Source organism: Bacillus sp. DE0042 (genome assembly GCF_007680225.1).
GTDB classification, from domain to species: Bacteria; Bacillota; Bacilli; order Bacillales; family Bacillaceae_G; genus Bacillus_A; species Bacillus_A wiedmannii.
In genome coordinates this window covers 562,389-582,886 of sequence record NZ_VEJP01000001.1, presented here as the reverse complement: position 1 = coordinate 582,886, position 20,498 = coordinate 562,389, and the positions used below count along the sequence as shown (strand labels likewise).

Genomic DNA, 20,498 nt, shown 5'->3' with positions numbered 1-20,498 from the left:
ACAGTGACTGATTTTATACAAACGTTCCAAGAGCGAAAAATAGAATTACTAACTGCATTAAGTGAGCATTTACAAATATCGCTTATTTCACTATTTTTTGCAGTAATTATTGCGGTGCCACTTGGCATTTTATTAACGAGAAAACAACGAATGGCTGAATTTATAATAGGAACTTCTGCAGTTATGCAGACTGTCCCATCACTGGCATTACTCGGACTTTTAATTCCGTTAGTAGGAATTGGAAAACTTCCGGCCATTATTGCATTAGTTGTGTATGCACTATTACCTATTTTACGAAACACATATACAGGAATAAGGGAGTTAGATGAATCTTTAATCGAAGCAGCGAGAGCTATGGGGATGAATAGCTGGAGAAGACTGTGGAAGGTAGAACTTCCTCTTGCTTTACCAATTATTATGGCCGGTATTCGTACGGCGATGGTATTAATTGTTGGAACAGCTACATTAGCAGCTCTTATAGGTGCTGGTGGGCTCGGAAAACTCATATTACTTGGTATCGATCGAAATGATCATGCGCTTATCATTTTAGGGGCCGTACCAGCCGCGTTACTCGCTTTATTCTTTGATGTAGTACTTAGAGTGCTTGAGAGTCCAAAACGCTCTTCTAAGCGTATTATATTGACGATATGTATTACTTGTATAATGATTGCTTCTCCCTTTCTTTGGAACACACAAAAGAAAGACATTGTTATTGCCGGCAAACTTGGATCAGAACCTGAAATTTTAATTCAAATGTATAAGCAACTTATCGAACAAGATACCGATTTACACGTAGAATTAAAACCAGGTCTTGGAAAAACAGCATTTGTATTTGAAGCATTGAAATCAGGAGAAGTAGATATATACCCTGAATTTTCAGGAACAGCTTTATCTACTTTCGTGAAAGAAGAGCCAAAAAGTACAAATCGGGATGAAGTATATGAGCAGGCTCGCATTGGAATGGAAAAGAAATATAATATGGTTATGTTGAAGCCGATGGAGTATAACAATACATATGCGCTAGCTATGCCGAAAAAAATAGCAGATCAAAATAATATAAATACAATTTCTGATTTAGGAAAAATGGCACAGGATGCTAAAGTAGGATTCACATTAGAATTTGCTGATCGTGAAGACGGTTATAAAGGAATGCAAAAATTATATAACTATAAGTTTTTAAATGTGAAAACGATGGAACCGAAACTACGTTATAGTGCAATTCAATCAGGGGATGTTAACGTAATCGATGCATATTCAACTGATAGTGAACTTGAGCAGTATGGACTTAAAGTGCTACAAGATGATAAAGGGTTATTCCCACCGTACCAAGGTGCACCATTATTAAGAAAAGAGACGTTACAGAAATATCCTGAACTTGAAAAAGTATTAAATACATTATCTGGGAAGATTACAGATGAAGAAATGCGAAAAATGAATTATGAAGTAAATGTGAATGGAAAAAGTAGTAAAGAAGTTGCGAAACAATTTTTACAAAAAGAGAATTTACTTCGTTAATTTTACAAGAAATATACAAATTTATATGTATGAAATGACCGTTCATTACAAAATGAACGGTTTTTTTGTGCATACTTATACATTTTTTCAAAAAAGTATTCCATTTTTCTTCATTTTCTTTTAGAATAAGTAATGTTTTCCTGAAAAAATATAAGAGAAACGTCTATTAGAGAAAAAGGTGACTTTAATAGTTGAACGAACATAACACCTAGAATGACAGATGGGGTGGTACAAATAGAAAAGAAGTTAGGGTTTTTTCCATTAATTGCATTAGTAGTCGGAACGATGGTTGGTGGCGGTGTTTTTAGTTTACCGCATGATTTAGCAGTAGGAGCGAATAGCGGCTCTATAATAATTGGTTGGTGTATTACAGCGATGGGAATGATTCCACTCGCGCTCGTATATCAAACGTTAGCAAGACAAAAACCGGAGCTTGAGGGCGGAATTTATAGTTATGCACGTGCTGGTTTCGGAGAATATATCGGATTTAACAGTGCTTGGGGATATTGGCTAGCAGGAATTTTAGGAAACGTTGCAACAATCATGTTACTGTTTAGTACATTAGGTTATTTCTTCCCCATTTTTAAAGGTGGAAATAATGTTGCGTCTATTGTTGGAGCATCACTTTTATTATGGACACTTCATTTTCTAATTTTATTTGGAATTCGTGAAGCATCTATTATGAATGTTATCGCAACGATAGGGAAATTAGTTCCAATCGTATTATTTATTGTTGTAATGGTAACAGCGTTTCGCTGGGATACGTTTACACATGATTTTTGGGGAGAAGGAACTATATCAGTTTCCTCTATACTTGGTCAAGTGAAAAATACAATGCTTGTAACTCTTTGGGTTTTCATTGGGGTTGAAGGAGCGGTTGTATTATCTGGTAGAGCGAAAAATAGCCGAGATGTTGGTAAAGCGACAGTACTTGGACTTATTTTAGTAATGTCTATTTATATTTTAATTTCTGTCTTGTCTATGGGAGCGATGACAAGAGGAGAGCTTTCCGTGTTAGAAACCCCATCAATGGGACATGTATTAGAACATGTTGTTGGGACATGGGGCGCAGTTGCGATTAACATTGGGTTAGTTGCTTCACTTGTAGGTACATTAATAGGCTGGTTTTTACTTGTTTCTGAAATTTCCCACGTAGCAGGAAAAGATGGCGTGTTTCCGAAAGTCTTTACGAAAACAAATAAAAAACAAACGCCACATATGGCATTATGGATTTCAAATTGCGTTGCCCAAATTATATTTATAATCGTTCTGTTTTCAGAATCAACATATCAAATTATGTATTTCATAGCTTCAACATCAATTTTAGTACCATATTTATTATCAGCGTTATTCCAATTTAAATTAGTTATTACAAATGAACTAAAAGATGCAAAAGTAAAAAACGGCTCGTTAGCTTTAATTGCTTCTATTTATTCTATATGGCTTCTATATGCAGCAGGTTTGAAAAATTTATTGCTTGTTTCAATCGTGTATGGAATCGGGATTATTGTTTACATGTATGCAAGAAAAGAAAAAGGAAATCGTTGTTTTAAAGGTATTGAGAGATATGTAATGTGGGCAATTGTTATCGCAGCTATCACATCACTTTATATGTTATTAACTGGAAATATAAAAATGTAAAAGTCCTTTTAAATAAAGGGCTTTTTTCTTTGTCTAGAGAATATTTACTACATAAGATATTCAGGAGGGATGAAAATGGAAGAAAAAGAACAGTTGACCAGAATTGTTGATTTAGCGAGTGAAGTAAGGAAAGTATTAGTGCAAGAATCCTTTTTTAATCATCATCCTGAACTACGAGGAGTGATTGAAAATTTAGCGAGTGCTGTAGAGAATTTGGCGGAATTACAGCAAAATACAGATGAAAACGCTGAAGATCGATTACGATATGTACTTGCTAAAATGAAAATTGCTCATAATGCCATTTTACAAGAGAAAAAAGCATTTCCATCTCATTAATATACGTTTTTATTTTTAACCTGGCGGATAACGTCAGGTTTTTTGTTTCTAGTTTTTCGTTTCTTTCATACACTAAGAATAGTATGAAAAAAAGAAGGTGACGAAGGTGAGATTACATAAAGCTCTTCAGCCAAGTTTTATAAAAAGAATGTACTATATGAGGTTTATCGGAAAGTTTACAAAAGCAGAGAGAGAGAAGAATGGAGAGAACTTCTTTGTACAATGCCTATCGCCAATACCATTCACGTTACAAGAGCAATTAAAAAATGAACCATACGTATTTGAAGGTTTATGTAGCAATAAAAAGAATGAAAAAGTCTTTTCGGAATTAAAGAAAAGAAAATTAGAAAAGCAATTGGTTATGTTTCGTCTCTATTATGAAAGAGGACATATATACGTGGAGTTAATTTGTGCAGAAGAACCACGAGAAATGGCCAATGGCTATAAAATGATTCCAGTACCTAAAGTTTCCGAATACAAAAAAGGAGAGTCTTTAGAAAGAAAACTTGGAAATGGTTATTTGTCATTTCTAATGCCAAAATATCCGAAAGACTTTGAGCCTCCCGAATTATTGTGGCACGATGGAAGGTTATATGGAAATATATCTTTAAAGTCATCATCAATTAGTTCAATCGCATATTTTGAACAGCAGCGGGAATGTAAGTATATAGACTTAACTGACTGGATGAAGTATGTGGAAATAGCGGTAGAAGATCAATTGTATTTTGTAAGTAATCACATGTATGAGCAATTAAAAAAACGAATGACTGAAGAAGGTAAGCATGTAGAAGTAGAGGAAAAAAAAATGCACAAGGATGAATGGGAATGGGATGAGCGTGAATCCGTCTTTTTACAGTATGTAAAAAGTTTTGTACGTAATAAAGGGCTATATTTGGATGAAACGGACATTTATAATTTCCATATAAGTGCGAAAACAAATATGTTGACGATTCTAGGTGGTATACCAGGCGCTGGGAAATCCCGATTTGTGCAAGCTTATGCAGAAGCACTTGGATTACAGTATGGGGAAGAATTGGTTTGGATTCCGATTTCACCATCGTATCAAGAACCACATGATTTACTTGGTTACCTTCACCCAAATGGTACTTTTATTGAAAGTGAAACAAAATTAGTTAGGGCGTTAATGAAGGCAAAAGAAAATCAAAATCAACTATATATAATCGTTTTTGATGAAATGAATATGTCACATATTGAGCATTGGTTTACTCCATTTCTATCTGTTCTTCAACTTGAAAAGCAAAACCGTATTCTAAATTTGTATGAAGGTGTACAAGAAAAAGAAAATCCAATTCCATCAACAATTGAAATTGGTGAAAATATTATATTTGTAGGTACAGTAAATTTTGATGAAACAACGAAAGAACTCTCAGATCGATTATTAGATCGGACGAATTTAATAACGTTACAAAAGATTCCGTTTTGTGAGATGTGTATGGAACAAGAGAAAATTGTATTACAACCACCTCTGAAAGTAACTGCAGGAGAATTTCGTATAAGCTGGGTCAGGAATAAAGCGATGATTGAGGTGTTTTCTGAAGAAGAGTTAGAACTATTAGATAAGTTACATGTGGTATTGTCATCACATGATATGTCAAAGGGAATTTCATTTCGATGTGCAAATGCAATCGCTACTTACTTGCAAAATATACCGTTCCAAAATAATCATTCCTATATGATCAGTAGAGAAGAGGGATTTGATTTACAAATCAAGCAACGTGTATTGACGAAAATAAGAGGGACTGAAATGATGGTTGGGTCTTTACTTTCTGAAGACGTAAAAAGGGGGGCGACATTACTACCTCTTTTGCAATCGCCACTTGCAAACAGAGTATCTACATTTGAACACTCTTTAGCATATATAAGAGAAAAGCGTAGAGAACTGGAGCTGTATGGCTATGCAAAATGAAGGGCGATATGAAACAGAAATCGTTGATACGAAAGAAACACTCCCTTTTGTATTAAAGTTAATCATTGGAACTGAGGCAAAAGGGGAATATATTTTATTAAATCGTCTTTGTACATCTACTACAGCATTAGTTCAATGTATTTATAAAGTACAAGAATTAAAACCAATTAGATTGCATTACCATTATGAAAGTCCAATGAATATTACTTTTATATGGAATAAAGTATATGAGGGACAGAAAAATATAAAAGAGTCAAAATATGAAATAAATGAAAAAAAACAAAAGGTATTAATATATGAACATGGAAAAACGGAATTCTTTTATCCATGGCGTTGTGGATTATATCATTTTGAAGTGAATATAGAAGATAGAACGTATTATGGTGCATTTCAAATCGTTCCCAAAAATTTTTTTGATGATCAATTTGAAATGATTCAAAACTATGTAAAGTCAATTTTGAATGAGTTGATTTTAGATAGAGGTTATTATAAAAAGACTTTCTCTGCACTTAGTGATATTGAAGATTCTTCTTATTTAGTGTTACTTAGAAAGTTGCCGCAAAAAATGAAAAAGATAAAGCAAATTTTTAAGAAAATAGAATCGAGTTCAAAATTTATACATGAATATAAATGGGAAGAAAAAGAGCGGAAAGCAACGAGAAAAGGAGCCATAGTGGCGGAAAGAAAACCGTATGCAAAATATTATAATCGTAAGTTTATAGAACAAAAAAATAGTAAGGAAAATGCATTTCTTAAATTTAAAGCGATGCAATTTTATTTCTATTTACTTGAAGCTGAAAGTTTTTTACGTCAAACAATTGAAATATTAGAAAGAGCAAAAAAGAAGAAATCAGAAGAGTTTCAAGCTGTAAAAACGATTATACAAACAATTGAGCGTAATGGATCAGTGACGGATAGAGAGAAACAAAAATATAAAAATATCCATTTACTAAAAGAGGCGGATTTGCGAAAAAGCTCTATGAAGATACAAGAATATAAAATATTAGCGCACTTTGTACATGAAAGTGTACAATACTTTCAAACTTTAATGCATTCTCCATTTTGGAGAGAAGTTTCCGAAACAGGTAACATGTACTCACATAATTTACCGATACCACATCAACAACTACTACAGCATTTAGATGTACTTCCACAATATACAGAACAATCTCCATCTTTATTATTTGTTTATAAACCAACATTTTTAGTGTATGAATATTACGCTTTTTTTATCGTTATTTCCATGTTAGAGAAAATTGGTTTTGAGGCTAGAATTTCCATTCGTGAACAAATTCAAGAACATTTTTATGTAGATGGATTACAGGATGGAACGACAGTAGTTTTACACCGAGATGATATTAGAGTACATGTCGCATTTAATGATTTAATTGAAACTCATCCTCTTATTGCATTAAGTAAAGGGAGTAATTTTTATAATGGAGAAGATACGAAGAAGCCAGACATTCGCTTAGACTGTTATGTAAAGGAAGAAGGGAAATACGTATATCAATCTTCTATTATTATTGAAGTGAAGTATAGCCCAATGTACAACATTTTTCAGCACGTTGGAAATACGAAGGCAACTGAACAAATGTATAAGTACTGGTCTATAAAATATGTAGAAGAACAGGATGGAAAGAGAGTCTATTTTCGAAGGGCCATTTATGAAGTTATTTGTGTATATCCAGGAAGTCATATGCATAGTAAAAAAATTGAGTCTGGATGTGGTGTGTTCTTGCAATTATATCCATATAAAACGAAACAAGGGGAAGAGAAATTAGCCGGAAAACATGGAATGGTACAAATTTTTGAGAAGTGGTTAAAAAGCATGAAGAAGTAAAAAAATCCTTTTTTATAAAGGATTTTTTTAGATTAAGAAGAAATATATGCTGTATGGAAGACAACTTTATACGATTTGAATTTGAAGGTAATATAAATATATTGTTAGAAGAACGGTACATGAGGGATAAAAGACGATTAAGATGGAATTTAATTCATTGTGCAGAATATAATAAGTCATAAATATTTTTAGTTGCATACGAAGATTTGTTCTTATATGATAGATGGTGAAAGCGTTATCAAAAACAGAGCGGCGATGGGAAAGGCGGGTAAATATGTTCCAGCGTGTTCAAACAAAAGAAGAACATTTTTGGTTCGAGCAACTATGGGGAGATTTTTGTGAAGAAAGAAACTTAATGTTCGTAGAACGTAATTTAAATCCATCACGATTTTTATTAATAGAAGATGAACATCATATTGGTACAGTAGAATGTATTAAGTATACGGAACCGGAACAATCAAATTCTGAGTTTTTCTATCCGTTTTCTAAAAATGATTTAGTGAAAGATTTGAAAAATGTGTATGAAATAGGCAAGTTAAGTATTGCGAAAACGTCTCGTGGGAGAGGACACTTTAAAAGACTAACAGCTATTTTATTTATGCATGCATTAGAAACGAAAGCAGAATGGTATATTGCAGCAGTTACAAAAAGAATGTATATGTATTTATTAACACTCGGTTTCCCAATTGAACCGGTAGATAAGCCATTTCAGTTTCATGATACTTTACAAGGTGTACCAGTGCGAATTCATGCCCGAAAAGGGGCTACGCATTTGTATTCTTTAAAAGAATTTCGAGATGTGATTCAAGGGAATGCTCATGCACAGGCATTAATCGCAGAATACAGTAAAAATATTATGTTAACAAAATAAGGCGAAATGAATATATAATAAAGAGAATGCTATTTTAATATGAAGTCATTCTTCATGAAAAAAGACCCTTATTATTTTAATAAGGGTCTAAAAATTATAATCCAAATATACTAAAAATCATTTTGCGGCGCTTCGGCTTCTTTTCTCGTTCATATGTTGGTTTTGAATCGGGAGTAATATATATTGGTTCTTCTTTCTTCAGGGAAGTTTCTAGCTTTTGAATTCGCTCTAACATTTCCTCCATTTCACGGCGATGTTGTAAAAGTTGGTACGTAACAACATCATTTGCCTTATCTTGCATTTGTTCTTCCATTCGATCTAGCCTTCTCGTAATAGTGTTTAATTGAGTTGCTAATTGCTCAAATTCATGTGATGATTTTTCTTGAATAATTGTATTTACTTGAGTTTTTAATTCTTCAACATCATTTGATGATGTTTTTTGAGTAGGGTGAGAGTTTTGAGACTGCTCTATTTGTGAAAGATGGAATTCTAACATTTGATCTAAATCTTCTTGTGTGAAAATAAAGTGACCATATTTATTTTTTTCTATCGTAAGATTTAATTGTTGTGCAATCCGGACAACAGCCTTTGGGCTAACACCTAATTTTTTTGCGATAAATGGTGTTTTATATTCCAAAATAATCCCTCCTATATATATCCTGTTGAATGATTTCGAGCTATGAAGGAAGTTCCCTTCTAGTGTGACAAAAGAAGTGTGGAATCGGCAAAGAAAGTGTTTTTTCACGAAATGAAGCTGTGAAGAATATATCGTTTATATAAAATATTTTATCTTAAGATTTAGAACTATTTGACTGATGGAAATGAATTAGATTATCATAATGATAAATATCTTTTTTATGTATGCATATAATATATAAAAAGGTGGTTGCTAATGTAGAATTTTGTTAGAGTATTAGAATGCTTACTTCACTTGAATAAAATTAAGTAGGAGGTGGCTTCCTTGCTTACAATGTAAGTAAGGAGAAGTATTTGGACATATATAGTATAAGTATAGTGATTGTTTTAATTGCCTTAACGGCATTTTTCGTCGCAGCAGAATTTGCAATTGTTAAAGTGCGAAGTTCACGAATTGACTATTTAATTGCAGAAGGAAATAATCGCGCAACATCTGTCAAAACAGTCATTACAAACTTAGACGAATATTTATCTGCTTGTCAGCTAGGAATAACAGTTACAGCTCTGGGGATTGGGTGGTTTGGTAAACCGGCGTTAAAGCAAATGTTTGACACGCTTTTTGTAAATTTGAACATTTCTACTCAACTAGCAGACATTTTTGCTGTAATTTTAGTGTTTTTGTTTATTACATTTTTACATGTTGTAATAGGGGAATTGGCCCCAAAAACATTCGCGATTCAAAAAGCTGAACAAGTGAGTTTGTTTGTTGCTAAACCGTTAATTTTCTTTTATCGTATGGCGTTTCCATTTATTTGGATCCTAAATGGATCAGCCCGAGTTATTACGAGGTTGTTAGGGCTGAAACCACCGAAAGGGCACGATGAGGTTCATTCAGAAGAAGAATTACGGTTGTTAGTTTCAGAAAGTTACAAAAATGGAGAGATTAATCAGTCTGAATATAAATATGTAAATAAAATTTTTGAATTTGATGATCGTATAGCGAAAGAAATAATGGTACCCCGAACTGAGATGCATATTATAAGTAAAGAAATGCCTGCTGAAGAAGCTTTGCAAAAAATGTCTCGGGAAAAATATACGAGATATCCAGTTGTAGATGGGGACAAAGATCACGTAATAGGCTTTGTAAACTTTAAAGATATTTTCACAGATTTTGTGCAGCATAATGCAGTAAGTAATAAGAAAGTAGAGCAATATATTAGGCCAATCATTTTAGTTATCGACTCTATCCCAATACACGACTTATTTTTAAAAATGCAAAAAGAAAGAACGCATATTGCTATATTGATAGATGAATATGGTGGTACGTCTGGACTTGTTACAGTTGAAGACATTTTAGAAGAAATAGTGGGAGATATTCAAGATGAGTTTGATACGGATGAACAGCCAGAAATTCAACAAGTTAGTGAAACAAAAACAATACTAGAGGGAAAAGTGCTTGTTAGTGAAGTGAATACGTTATTAGGTTTAACGATTGATGATAATGGTGTTGATACAATCGGTGGTTGGATTTTAACGAAGAATATAGAAATTGCTGAAGAGGATTTCATTGAAATTGAAAATTATAAGTTTTGTGTAAAAGAATTAGATGGACACTATATAAAGAGATTAGAAGTTACAAAAACTGTAGAATCAATTGTTATTTTAGAAGATGAAAAACAAATTCCATTTCAAGAACAAATTAGTTCGTAGACTCTGCTATATGGCAGGGTTTTTTTGAGCATAATGTTTTTGGCAGAATAAGGGCTATGATACAATGGTATAAGTCAGACCTTTCACTAGGTGAAATATTGTTGTATACATATATTTGGAAGGGGAAGAATTATGAAAAAGCATTTATATATAAATGGAGATTGGAAGTCTGTAAACACGTATAAACCATTATACGCACCATATTCTGAAGAAACGTTAGCGGAAATTGCACAAGGAACGGAAGAAGATGTACAAGAGGCTGTTACTGCTGCAAAAAATGCAATGAAAAAAATGAATACATTATCTGCATATGATCGTGCGACTATTTTAGAGAAGGTTGCACAAAAAATGGATGAAAGAAGAGAAGAATTTGCAGAGATTATTGCAAAAGAAGCTGCAAAACCAATTCGTGCTGCGAGGGGAGAAGTAGATCGTACCGTTCAGACATACAAATTTGCAGCGGAAGAAGCGAAGCGTATATACGGCGAGACACTGCCACTTGATGCAGCACCTGGTGCAGATGGGCGTATTGCATACACAATACGAAAACCGATAGGGGTTATAGGAGCTATTACACCATTTAATTTCCCATTAAATTTAGTGGCACATAAAGTCGGCCCTGCAATTGCTGCCGGAAATACCGTTGTGTTAAAACCAGCTGATCAAACGCCAATATCGTCTTATGCATTAGTTGAATTATTTGAAGAGGCAGGATTGCCAAAAGGAGCTTTAAATATTATTTCTGGTCCCGGTTCAACTGTAGGTGAGGCGATAGTTACAAATGATGATGTTGCTTCCATTACTTTTACGGGAAGTCCGAAAGTTGGAATTGGAATTAAGGCAAAGGCTGGATTAAAGCGAGTTACGTTGGAACTGGGATCAAATGCTGCTGTTATTATTGATGAAGATGTAGAATTAACAGATGAAGTAATTGAACGTGTAAAATGGGGAGCATTTGTAAACAATGGACAAGTTTGTATTTCGGTACAACGTGTTTTTGTACATGAAAAGAGAGTGGATGAATTTCTTTCAAAGCTAAAGAAAGCGATGGAAACAGTTGTTGTTGGTGATCCATTGCTGGAAGAAACGGACGTATCGGCTTTAATTTCGAAAAAAGATGTAGAGCGAATAGAAATGTGGGTGCAAGAAGCTATTAAGGAAGGTGCAACTGTTTTATACGGCGGTAAGAAACGTGATGCAAGGATTTTTGAACCAACTGTATTAACAAATGTTCCAGAGTATGTATCTGTTCAGTGCCAAGAAGTATTTGGTCCACTCATGACAGTAAATACATTTAAAGAATTTGATGAGGCAATTGAGCAAGTAAATCATTCACGTTACGGTCTACAAGCAGGTGTGTTTACAAATAATTTGTTTAAAGCAATGCGTGCAATTGATGAGCTAGAGGTTGGTGGTGTCATGATTAATGATATTCCAACGTTTAGGGTAGATCATATGCCTTACGGTGGTGTTAAGGAAAGTGGTACGGGGCGTGAAGGAATTAAATATGCAATAGAAGAAATGACAGAAATGAAATTAGTGTGTATTAAAAAATAAAGTAGATCGAGCTTAAACATCCTAATAAAAAACGAGCAGGAAATGTTTACGATTCCATACTCGTTTTTTTTATTGTTTGTTTTACGTTTCTCGGAACGATTTAATTTAACCAAGTGTACCTTTTACTTCATTTCTTGTTTGAAAATAGCATCTTCTACATAAATTTGTTCTTTGTCAACAGCAGTGCTATGAGATAATACTAAACCGATTGGTGTTTCTATGCCTTTATTTTGAACAATTGTAAAAGGAACATTTTTTTCATTTGCTAATTTAATGTATTTTGATAAATGTGGGTAAGCAATGCCACCATTTAGGAATATTTGTAATGATTGAGAAGAGCGTATGCTACTAGCTACTTCAGAATATACATTACTTTGCATTACTTGACCGATAGTTAAAGCGATTTCTACACGCTCACGTAATGTAGTTAAATACATATTACGTTCTTCTGGTTTGTTCTGCTTTTGGCCGTAAATGCCTTCTTGGAGATAATCTTCCACATTTTTATTTACCATATTTTTCACACCTTTCATTTTCTATTGTACGAAAGAATGAAGCAGGATGCAAAAAAAAGTCGCATTGAATGTAAAAAACTTTGAATGAAAGGAAGGAAAATAGAATGTATCAATCCAAACAATTAATAAAGACATTAAAAATTTTATCAACACATATTAACAAAATGTGACAATAATCTATTAACGAATCGCATTTTTTGTGTTAATATTCAAAATATAAAGGGTGTTCGTCGCATGGAAATGGAGGGAATGGGGGTTTTTCCAATCGATAAGGATATTAAAGAAGTATTTTGTTCGCACTTGAAAAACAACAGGCACCAATTCGTTGAGAACTGGAAAAACAAAATGATAATTTCCGATAAAGATCCATTTAAACTAGAAGTAGTTCAAAATGGAGAGGATTTATTAGAGTTAATTATCGAACTTACTATGGAAGAAAAAGATATAGATTATCTTCAGCCATTATGCGAGAAAATTGCTATTGAACGTGCAGGGGCAGATGCGAATATTGGAGACTTTGTTTATAATGCAAATGTGGGAAGAAATGAACTTTTCGAAGCGATGTGTGAATTAGATGTTAGCGCACGTGAATTGAAACCGATTATGGCCCAAATACATACTTGTTTTGATAAATTAATTTATTATACTGTTTTAAAATACTCGGAAATTATATCAAAAAATTTAGAGGAAAAACAGCAATATATTAACGAAACACATAAAGAAAGGCTGACGATTTTAGGGCAAATGTCAGCAAGTTTTGTACATGAATTCCGTAACCCACTCACTTCAATTATGGGATTTGTTAAATTATTAAAGGCAGATCATCCAAGTTTATCTTATTTAGATATTATTTCGCATGAATTAGACCAATTAAATTTTCGTATTTCGCAATTTTTACTCGTATCGAAAAAAGAAATGTGGAATGAATCAGAACAATTTTGGCTTAATGATTTGTTTCAAGATATTATACAGTTCTTATATCCGAGTTTGGTCAATGCAAATGTTTCGATTGAAAAGAATTTACCGTATCCAATTCCACTTGTTGGCTATCGGAGTGAAGTGAGACAAGTATTTTTAAATATATTAATGAACTCAATTGACGCTCTAGAATCAATGAAAGAAGAACGGAAGATTATCATTGATGTATTTGAAGAAGATCAATCGATTCGAATTGTGATAAAAAATAATGGGCCAATGATTCCAGCTGAAAGTGTAGAAATGATTTTCGAACCATTTGTAACTACTAAAAAGTTAGGAACTGGTATTGGATTATTTGTATGTAAACAAATTGTAGAAAAACATAATGGGTCCATCATGTGCCGTTCAGATAACGAATGGACAGAATTTCAAATTGTATTTCAAAAATAAACAGTCTACACCAAATGAATGGTGTAGACTGTTTTAATTCGTAAGTATAACGGCTTCTAATTTAGGATCTTTAGTTGAATAACCTAAAAGTGAAATTGTATATATGATGTTCGGTTCGACTTTGAAATTCGGTATAGTTAGTAAGACGCTGGGATTATCGGCGAGTGAAACTTCAATATCTGCTGTACCAGGACTAACTTCCAAAAAATCTGTTATTTGTTTAAAGAGTACATTTTCAAATAAATGATCTCCACCTTTTAAATCTACATTTACAACAGGGGTATCTGGAGAAAAATGTGCAAAGCGTATTTTTGCTTGACCAGCTGGTAAATGTGTATTATCAAGCATAGGTTGTAATTGTAGATGATTGTCACTATTTATTACGGCAAAAGTATAAGTGTGATTCCCCATTATTGGTACTAAAGCTGAAAAGATGGGAGTTTCATTTCCAACAGGGACAATATCTATACGGTATTTACCTTGCACTAATGTTAAATAGGGACTAAATTGTTTAAATGAAATATTTTTAATAACCTTTTGCCCGTTTACTAAAATGTCAACCGCAGGTGTATTTGAAGCAGAGTGAAAAAAACGTATGTGTGACGGTAAAGCAGCTTCTTGTGAATCTCTTTTTTCATACGCCTGTACAAGTTTCGTAAGCGCGTCGTAATATTTCATATATAGTTCTACATATTTTTTCGGATTATTAAATTGATAGTAACGAGCGAGCTGTTCGTAACGTGCAGCTTCTTGTCCATATTTTTCGATTTCAGATTGAGACATGAATATTCCTCCTTTGTCATCATTAAAACTATATGCTTAACAAGAAAGAGGTTATGCGAAAAAATTGTTTTTTGAAGGAGAAAAGTTGAAAATTAATAAAGAGTATTGCTTATGGATAAGTGTTTTTTAGGCGAAAGAGCCTTATAATTTTCTAGAGTATACAGCAATATATCATCTATGTTGGATGATGATGTACCGATTACAATGTATATTTCGAAATAAAAAACCTTAAGAGCGTATGAAGTAAAATATCGAAAACATGTCCAAAAATCCTTAGGAAACTAGGGATTTTTTTAATAATGGGCAAATACACATACAAAGTGATAATTGTCCTACATAAATTATAAAGGAAAGGTAGTTTAAATATAAGGAAAGGAATGAAATATTGGGATGGGGATATCCCAAAAGGAATTGTGAATGGAGTTATGGACGATTTTGTGCTTTAGGATGTAGGATGAATTTTGAATTTGTAACATTATTTTTTCTATTTACGTTAGCAAGTGGCAGTATTAACCGATAAAAGAGCGTCGTGCCGAACTGATTAATGTGGTTAATCGGTTCTTTTTTTATTGTATAAAACGGAGGAGAATGTATGTGAAATATTGGTTTATATAAAAATAATTGCTATGCATTTAGTGGGATTAATTGTCGATATTTGTTTGAAAATATGCAATATAAAGTAGGAGAATAGGAAGGAGTTTAAAGGGAGTTTCGTCGAAGTTTACACAATATCGGCAATTGAGGGAAGCTGATATTATTTTGAGAAAGTATGTAGTGAAGCGTTTATTTTATATAAAGGAGGGTTATTCGAGCGTATAGATAAGGGTTGGTCTTTATTTTAAGTTCTGAATTTTCTGTTTTTGAAATTAATATTTAGCACTCATTTGTATATTTTATAATAGTTTTTTGATAAAATCACTGCTTTCGCAGAGGGTTCTTTTTTATGAAAGAAACGTCAATTTTCTTCATATATATATACAAATTGGAGAAATGGGGGAGCGCTATGCGCGATTACTTAATTAAACCACTTGTTGGTCAGCCGTATCCAATGATTTCACATGGAAAAGGTGTGTATTTGTATGATCAAAACGGAAATAAATATTTTGATGGCTCGTCAGGGGCAATTACGGCAGGGATTGGGCATGGCGTAAAGGAGATTGCAGATGTTATAAAAAAGCAAGCAGAGGAGATTGCTTTCGTTTATAGATCACAGTTTACGAGTGAACCAGCTGAAAAATTAGCGAAGAAATTAAGCGATTTAAGTGTAGGAGATTTGAACTGGAGCTTTTTTGTGAATAGTGGTACGGAAGCAAATGAAACAGCTATGAAAATTGCAATCCAGCATTTTCAAGAGCGAGGTATTCAAGGGAAGCATAAAATTTTGTCACGATGGATGAGTTATCACGGTATTACGATGGGAGCCTTATCAATGTCTGGGCATCCACTGCGCAGACAACGTTTCGTGTCAATTTTAGAAGATTATCCAACTATTCCAGCTCCATATTGTTTTAGATGTCCGGTGCAAAAGGTATATCCAACTTGTCAGCTTGCTTGTGCGACTGAACTAGAAAGATCCATTGAAAGAATTGGTGCAGAACATATCGCAGCTTTTATCGCTGAACCGATTATTGGAGCAGCTGGAGGCGCAGTCGTTCCACCGAAAGAATATTATAAAGTCATTAAAGATATTTGTAGTCATTACGATATTTTATTTATTGCTGATGAAGTAATGACAGGGCTTGGTCGTACTGGCGCATGGTTTGCGATGGAGCATTGGGGTGTAGAACCGGATATTATGACTCTTGGTAAAGGTTTAGGAGCTGGATATACACCGATGGCAGCGACGATTGTAAGTGACCGTGTTATGGAGCCAATTTTACGTGGATCGCGTTCTGTAATGAGTGGGCATACGTTAAGTGCAAATCCATTATCTGCAGCAACAGCTCTAGCTGTTATTGAATATATGGAGAAACATAATCTACCTGAAAAAACAGCAGAAAAGGGAGAGTATTTAATAAAAGGACTACAGAAAGTTCAGCAACAATCGACAATCATTGCTGATGTGCGCGGAAAAGGGTTGCTGATTGGAGTAGAATTGCAACCGTTTACAAAGGCGTCGGAACTTATTTCGGTTGCAGCTAAAAATGGTCTTCTTTTATACCAAGCTGTTTCAGGGCAAGCAGGAAAAGAAGATAGTGCACTGCTTGTAGCACCGCCGATGACAACTACATATTCCGAGTTAGATGAATTACTTTCAATTTTTGCAAAAAGTGTAGAAGAAATGATGCAAAAAGGAGGGCATAGTATCGCATGACAACTATTACGAATACATTCGATAAATTAAAAGAGATAGAGGAAGTAATTTCTTTATTCCACGATGATATGACATTAATGTTTGGAGGATTTGGGGGGATTGGATCCCCTCCATCTTTAATACAAGTGATTTTAGAAAAAGGAGTTACAAATTTAAATTTAATAGGAAATGACACGGGATTTCCTGATGTAGGAATCGGTCGTCTTGTTACGAATGAAAGAGTAAAATCATTAATTACTTCACATATTGGTTCAAATCCAAATGCAGGAAGACAGCTAAACGAAGGAAGGTTACAAATCGAGTTTTCTCCTCAAGGAACATTAGCAGAGCGTATTCGCGCTGGTGGTGTAGGACTTGGAGGTGTATTAGTTGATGTAGGTGTTGATACGATTGTAGAAGAGGGAAAACGTACAGTTGAAATGAATGGCAAGACATATTTAGTTGAAACAGCATTAACTGCTGAGGTTGCAATTGTATATGCGAAAAAAGCGGATCCGTTTGGTAATCTTGTGTTTGATAAAAGTGCTCGTAATATGAATCCTCACGTAGCTATGGCAGGGGATATAACGATTGTAGAAGCAGAAGAAATCGTTCCACTTGGAAGTTTAGATCCAGAAGAAATTGTTGTCCCAGGAGTATTTGTAAATTATATCGTACCGTCGGAAGGAGTGAATTGGAAATGGGTATGGGCGTAGAAGTGAGAGATAAGATTGCTAGGCGCGCGGCGAAAGAAATACAAAATGGTATGATTGTAAATTTAGGTATTGGTATACCATCGCTTGTACCGAATCATCTTCCTGACGATATAAACGTTATGTTTCATGCGGAAAATGGAATTGTAGGTATGGGACCTACGCCAAGAAAAGGGAATGAAGACGAAAATTTATGTAACGCAGCAGGTTTACCGACTTCTCTTATTACAGGAGCGAGTTATTTTGATAGTTGCACAGCGTTTGGGATGATTCGAAAAGGTTTATTAGACATAACGATTCTTGGTTCATTACAAGTAAGTGAGAATGGGGATTTAGCAAACTGGATTGTACCAGGAAAACGCGTTCCAGGTATTGGGGGAGCGATGGATTTGGCACAAAAAGCGAAGCGGGTCGTTGTTGTGATGAATCATGTTGATAAATACGGAAATGCAAAAATTGTTTCGGAGTGTACATTACCATTAACTTCAAAGAAATGTGTAGATTTAATTATTACGGATATGGCAGTTATGGAAGTGACGCAGGGTGGACTCGTTTTACAAGAATTAATGAGCCCATACACAGTGGAAGATATAAAACAACATACAGAAGCTGATTTTAAAATTGGTTCTAACTTACTAGTAATCGAATGAGGGGAGATGTAATATATGGAGCAATTAAAAAAGAAAATTTGTGATTATATCGAGAGTCATGAAGAGGAGAGCGTAAAATTTTTAAAACGATTAATTCAAGAAAAAAGCGTATCTGGTGATGAAAGTGGTGCGCAGGCAATTGTGATTGAAAAATTACGTGAGCTAGGTTTAGATCTTGATATTTGGGAACCTTCATTTTCTAAAATGAAAGAGCATCCTTATTTTGTATCACCGCGTACAAGTTTTTCAGATAGCCCGAACATAGTGGCAACTTTAAAAGGAAGTGGCGACGGGAAATCTATGATATTAAATGGACATATTGATGTCGTACCAGAAGGAGATGTGAATCAGTGGGACCATCACCCTTATAGTGGTGAGCAAATAGGGAATCGTATATATGGTCGTGGAACAACGGATATGAAAGGCGGCAATGTCGCACTGATGCTTGCGATGGAAGCCATTATTGAATCTGGTATTGAATTAAAAGGAGATATTTATTTTCAAAGTGTAATAGAAGAAGAGAGCGGCGGGGCAGGAACATTAGCGACTATATTACGAGGATATAAAGCAGATGGTGTCATTATTCCAGAACCGACAAATATGAAGTTTTTCCCGAAACAACAAGGGTCCATGTGGTTTCGTCTACATGTGAAAGGCAAAGCAGCACACGGTGGTACACGTTATGAAGGAGTAAGTGCAATTGAAAAAAGTATGTTTGTTGTAGATCATTTGAGAAAATTGGAAGAGAAGAGAAATAATCGAATTACAGATCCATTATTTAAAGGAATTCCGATTCCAATTCCAATTAATATTGGGAAAATTGAAGGAGGGAGCTGGCCAAGTTCTGTTCCTGATTCATTAAATTTAGAAGGAAGATGTGGTATTGCGCCGAATGAGACTATAGAGGCAGCAAAAGAAGAGTTTGAGAATTGGATCGCTGAATTAAATGATGTGGACAATTGGTTTGTTGAAAATCCTGTAGAAGTAGAGTGGTTTGGAGCGAGATGGGTTCCTGGTGAACTAGAAGAAAATCATGAGTTAATTACGACACTAGAGCATAACTTTGTTGAAATCGAAGGGAACAAACCAATTATTGAAGCATCTCCGTGGGGGACTGATGGAGGTTTATTTACACAAATCGCTAACGTACCAACGATAGTATTTGGTCCAGGAGAGACGAAAGTAGCACATTATCCAAACGAATATATAGAAGTTGATAAAATGATAGCTGCCGCAAAAATAATTGCATGTACATTACTAGATTGGTGTGAGGTGAAAAAATGAAATACTATGAATCTTTTAGAGAACAGACGTATGGCTATACAGTTGAAGGTGTTTTAGACTATTTTAATAAACGTATTCGAGTAGACCACTACACAGGAAATATTGAGAGGATTATCCAAACAATTGACGAATTAGCAGAGAAGCATTCTTTCACTAAATGTATTATTAAAGGAAAGGGAGAGCATGTTTCTACATGGCTCTCTTTCGGTTTTTTATTGGAAGCAACAATACCGCATTATTTTCAAGGTCACGATGCATACTTCTTTGTGAAATTTATTAGTGATGAAAGACGAAATAGTATTCATTGGGCAGAGGAAGATACCATTTTAAGCGGTGTTAAAGCAAAAGAAGTAAAGGAAAAAATAGTCCCAGAGAAATTTTTATTAAGAAAAGCGACAGAAGAGGATGCGGAAGAATTAGCAGCCGTCTTTGGAAAAGTATTTGAAGTTTATCCGACGCCTTTAAACGAAGCGAGTTATGTAAAACAAACGATGAAAGAAGACGATACAATTTACTATGTGTATGAATTCGAGGGAAAAATAATTAGTACAGCATCTGCAGAAATGAATATAAAAGAAGGAAATGCAGAATTAACGAATTGTGCTACTTTACCCGAATATCGTAAACATGGGTTTATGAAAAGTTTACTAATTAAGTTAGAAGAAGAACTGCAAGATAAATCGATTTTCTGCTCCTATACAATTGCTCGATCGCTTTCTTTCGGAATGAATGCGGCCTTTCATCAGTTAGGTTATACGTATACAGGAAGACTGGCGAACAATTGCTACATTTTCGATAAGCTGGAAGATATGAATATATGGGTGAAAGATTTGTCTAAATAGTACGGTATAAAAATAGA

17 protein-coding genes are annotated in these 20,498 nt (G+C 34.2%); 14 read left to right on the top strand and 3 right to left on the bottom strand.

Annotated features, from left to right (window positions below):
* Positions 1 to 3 precede the first annotated feature (3 nt).
* From FS802_RS02695 to FS802_RS02670, 6 genes are all read left to right on the top strand, one after another.
* Positions 4 to 1,515 (top strand): ABC transporter permease/substrate-binding protein, encoded by a 1,512-nt coding sequence (locus FS802_RS02695; RefSeq protein WP_098654695.1) that lies wholly within the window; start codon positions 4 to 6, stop codon positions 1,513 to 1,515.
* 213 nt (positions 1,516 to 1,728) lie between these two features.
* Positions 1,729 to 3,156: a basic amino acid/polyamine antiporter gene (locus FS802_RS02690; protein ID WP_098654696.1), complete on the top strand. Its 1,428-nt coding sequence runs from the start codon at positions 1,729 to 1,731 to the stop codon at positions 3,154 to 3,156.
* A 75-nt stretch (positions 3,157 to 3,231) separates the two neighbouring features.
* Entirely contained in the window at positions 3,232 to 3,492 is a 261-nt protein-coding gene (locus tag FS802_RS02685) for a hypothetical protein (RefSeq protein WP_000391452.1), read from the top strand.
* 106 nt (positions 3,493 to 3,598) lie between these two features.
* The gene (locus FS802_RS02680; protein WP_141547123.1) at positions 3,599 to 5,419 is read left to right on the top strand and encodes an AAA family ATPase; all 1,821 of its coding nucleotides are present in this window, start codon (positions 3,599 to 3,601) and stop codon (positions 5,417 to 5,419) included.
* The gene (locus FS802_RS02675) at positions 5,409 to 7,259 is read left to right on the top strand and encodes a hypothetical protein (protein WP_098654698.1); all 1,851 of its coding nucleotides are present in this window, start codon (positions 5,409 to 5,411) and stop codon (positions 7,257 to 7,259) included. Before FS802_RS02680 ends, FS802_RS02675 begins: the two co-directional genes overlap by 11 nt.
* Positions 7,260 to 7,533: 274 nt before the next feature.
* Complete coding sequence (locus FS802_RS02670; protein WP_000487799.1) at positions 7,534 to 8,130, top strand: hypothetical protein; 597 nt, start codon at positions 7,534 to 7,536, stop codon at positions 8,128 to 8,130.
* Positions 8,131 to 8,224: 94 nt separating this feature from the next.
* Here the strand turns inward: FS802_RS02670 and racA are convergent, their stop codons facing one another.
* Positions 8,225 to 8,767, bottom strand: coding sequence for a chromosome-anchoring protein RacA (gene racA / locus FS802_RS02665; RefSeq protein WP_098654699.1), 543 nt, complete (start codon positions 8,765 to 8,767; stop codon positions 8,225 to 8,227).
* A 353-nt stretch (positions 8,768 to 9,120) separates the two neighbouring features.
* On the opposite strand from racA, the gene FS802_RS02660 reads away from it, so the two are divergent.
* On the top strand, positions 9,121 to 10,476 hold the full coding sequence (locus tag FS802_RS02660) for a hemolysin family protein (protein WP_098654700.1): 1,356 nt from the start codon (positions 9,121 to 9,123) through the stop codon (positions 10,474 to 10,476).
* A 132-nt stretch (positions 10,477 to 10,608) separates the two neighbouring features.
* Positions 10,609 to 12,033 carry an aldehyde dehydrogenase family protein gene (locus FS802_RS02655; protein ID WP_098654701.1) on the top strand — a complete coding sequence of 475 codons (1,425 nt, stop codon included), beginning with the start codon at positions 10,609 to 10,611 and terminating at the stop codon, positions 12,031 to 12,033.
* A 122-nt stretch (positions 12,034 to 12,155) separates the two neighbouring features.
* On the opposite strand, the gene FS802_RS02650 is transcribed toward FS802_RS02655, so the two are convergent.
* Positions 12,156 to 12,548, bottom strand: coding sequence for a YueI family protein (locus FS802_RS02650; protein WP_098654702.1), 393 nt, complete (start codon positions 12,546 to 12,548; stop codon positions 12,156 to 12,158).
* A 234-nt stretch (positions 12,549 to 12,782) separates the two neighbouring features.
* Between FS802_RS02650 and FS802_RS02645 the strand changes: the two genes are divergently transcribed.
* Positions 12,783 to 13,916 carry a BA2291 family sporulation histidine kinase gene (locus FS802_RS02645; protein WP_000425102.1) on the top strand — a complete coding sequence of 378 codons (1,134 nt, stop codon included), beginning with the start codon at positions 12,783 to 12,785 and terminating at the stop codon, positions 13,914 to 13,916.
* Positions 13,917 to 13,949: 33 nt separating this feature from the next.
* Here FS802_RS02645 and FS802_RS02640 read toward each other — a convergent pair whose 3' ends face one another.
* Positions 13,950 to 14,699, bottom strand: a complete 750-nt coding sequence (locus FS802_RS02640; RefSeq protein WP_000083268.1) for a DUF4397 domain-containing protein — start codon at positions 14,697 to 14,699, stop codon at positions 13,950 to 13,952.
* A gap of 1,003 nt (positions 14,700 to 15,702) precedes the next feature.
* Between FS802_RS02640 and FS802_RS02635 the strand changes: the two genes are divergently transcribed.
* Genes FS802_RS02635 through ablB form a run of 5 tightly spaced genes read left to right on the top strand, consistent with a single transcriptional unit; the run spans position 15,703 to position 20,481 of the window.
* A complete protein-coding gene (locus tag FS802_RS02635; RefSeq protein ID WP_001205889.1) occupies positions 15,703 to 17,013 on the top strand; it encodes an aspartate aminotransferase family protein in 1,311 nt (436 codons plus the stop codon).
* Positions 17,010 to 17,708: an acetate CoA-transferase subunit alpha gene (atoD, locus tag FS802_RS02630; RefSeq protein ID WP_098654703.1), complete on the top strand. Its 699-nt coding sequence runs from the start codon at positions 17,010 to 17,012 to the stop codon at positions 17,706 to 17,708. The genes FS802_RS02635 and atoD overlap by 4 nt, the downstream gene beginning before the upstream one ends.
* Complete coding sequence (locus FS802_RS02625) at positions 17,693 to 18,355, top strand: CoA transferase subunit B (protein ID WP_000525267.1); 663 nt, start codon at positions 17,693 to 17,695, stop codon at positions 18,353 to 18,355. Before atoD ends, FS802_RS02625 begins: the two co-directional genes overlap by 16 nt.
* Positions 18,356 to 18,370: 15 nt before the next feature.
* Positions 18,371 to 19,639, top strand: a complete 1,269-nt coding sequence (locus FS802_RS02620) for a peptidase (protein ID WP_098654704.1) — start codon at positions 18,371 to 18,373, stop codon at positions 19,637 to 19,639.
* Positions 19,636 to 20,481: a putative beta-lysine N-acetyltransferase gene (ablB, locus tag FS802_RS02615; protein ID WP_098654705.1), complete on the top strand. Its 846-nt coding sequence runs from the start codon at positions 19,636 to 19,638 to the stop codon at positions 20,479 to 20,481. Before FS802_RS02620 ends, ablB begins: the two co-directional genes overlap by 4 nt.
* Positions 20,482 to 20,498: the final 17 nt, after the last annotated feature.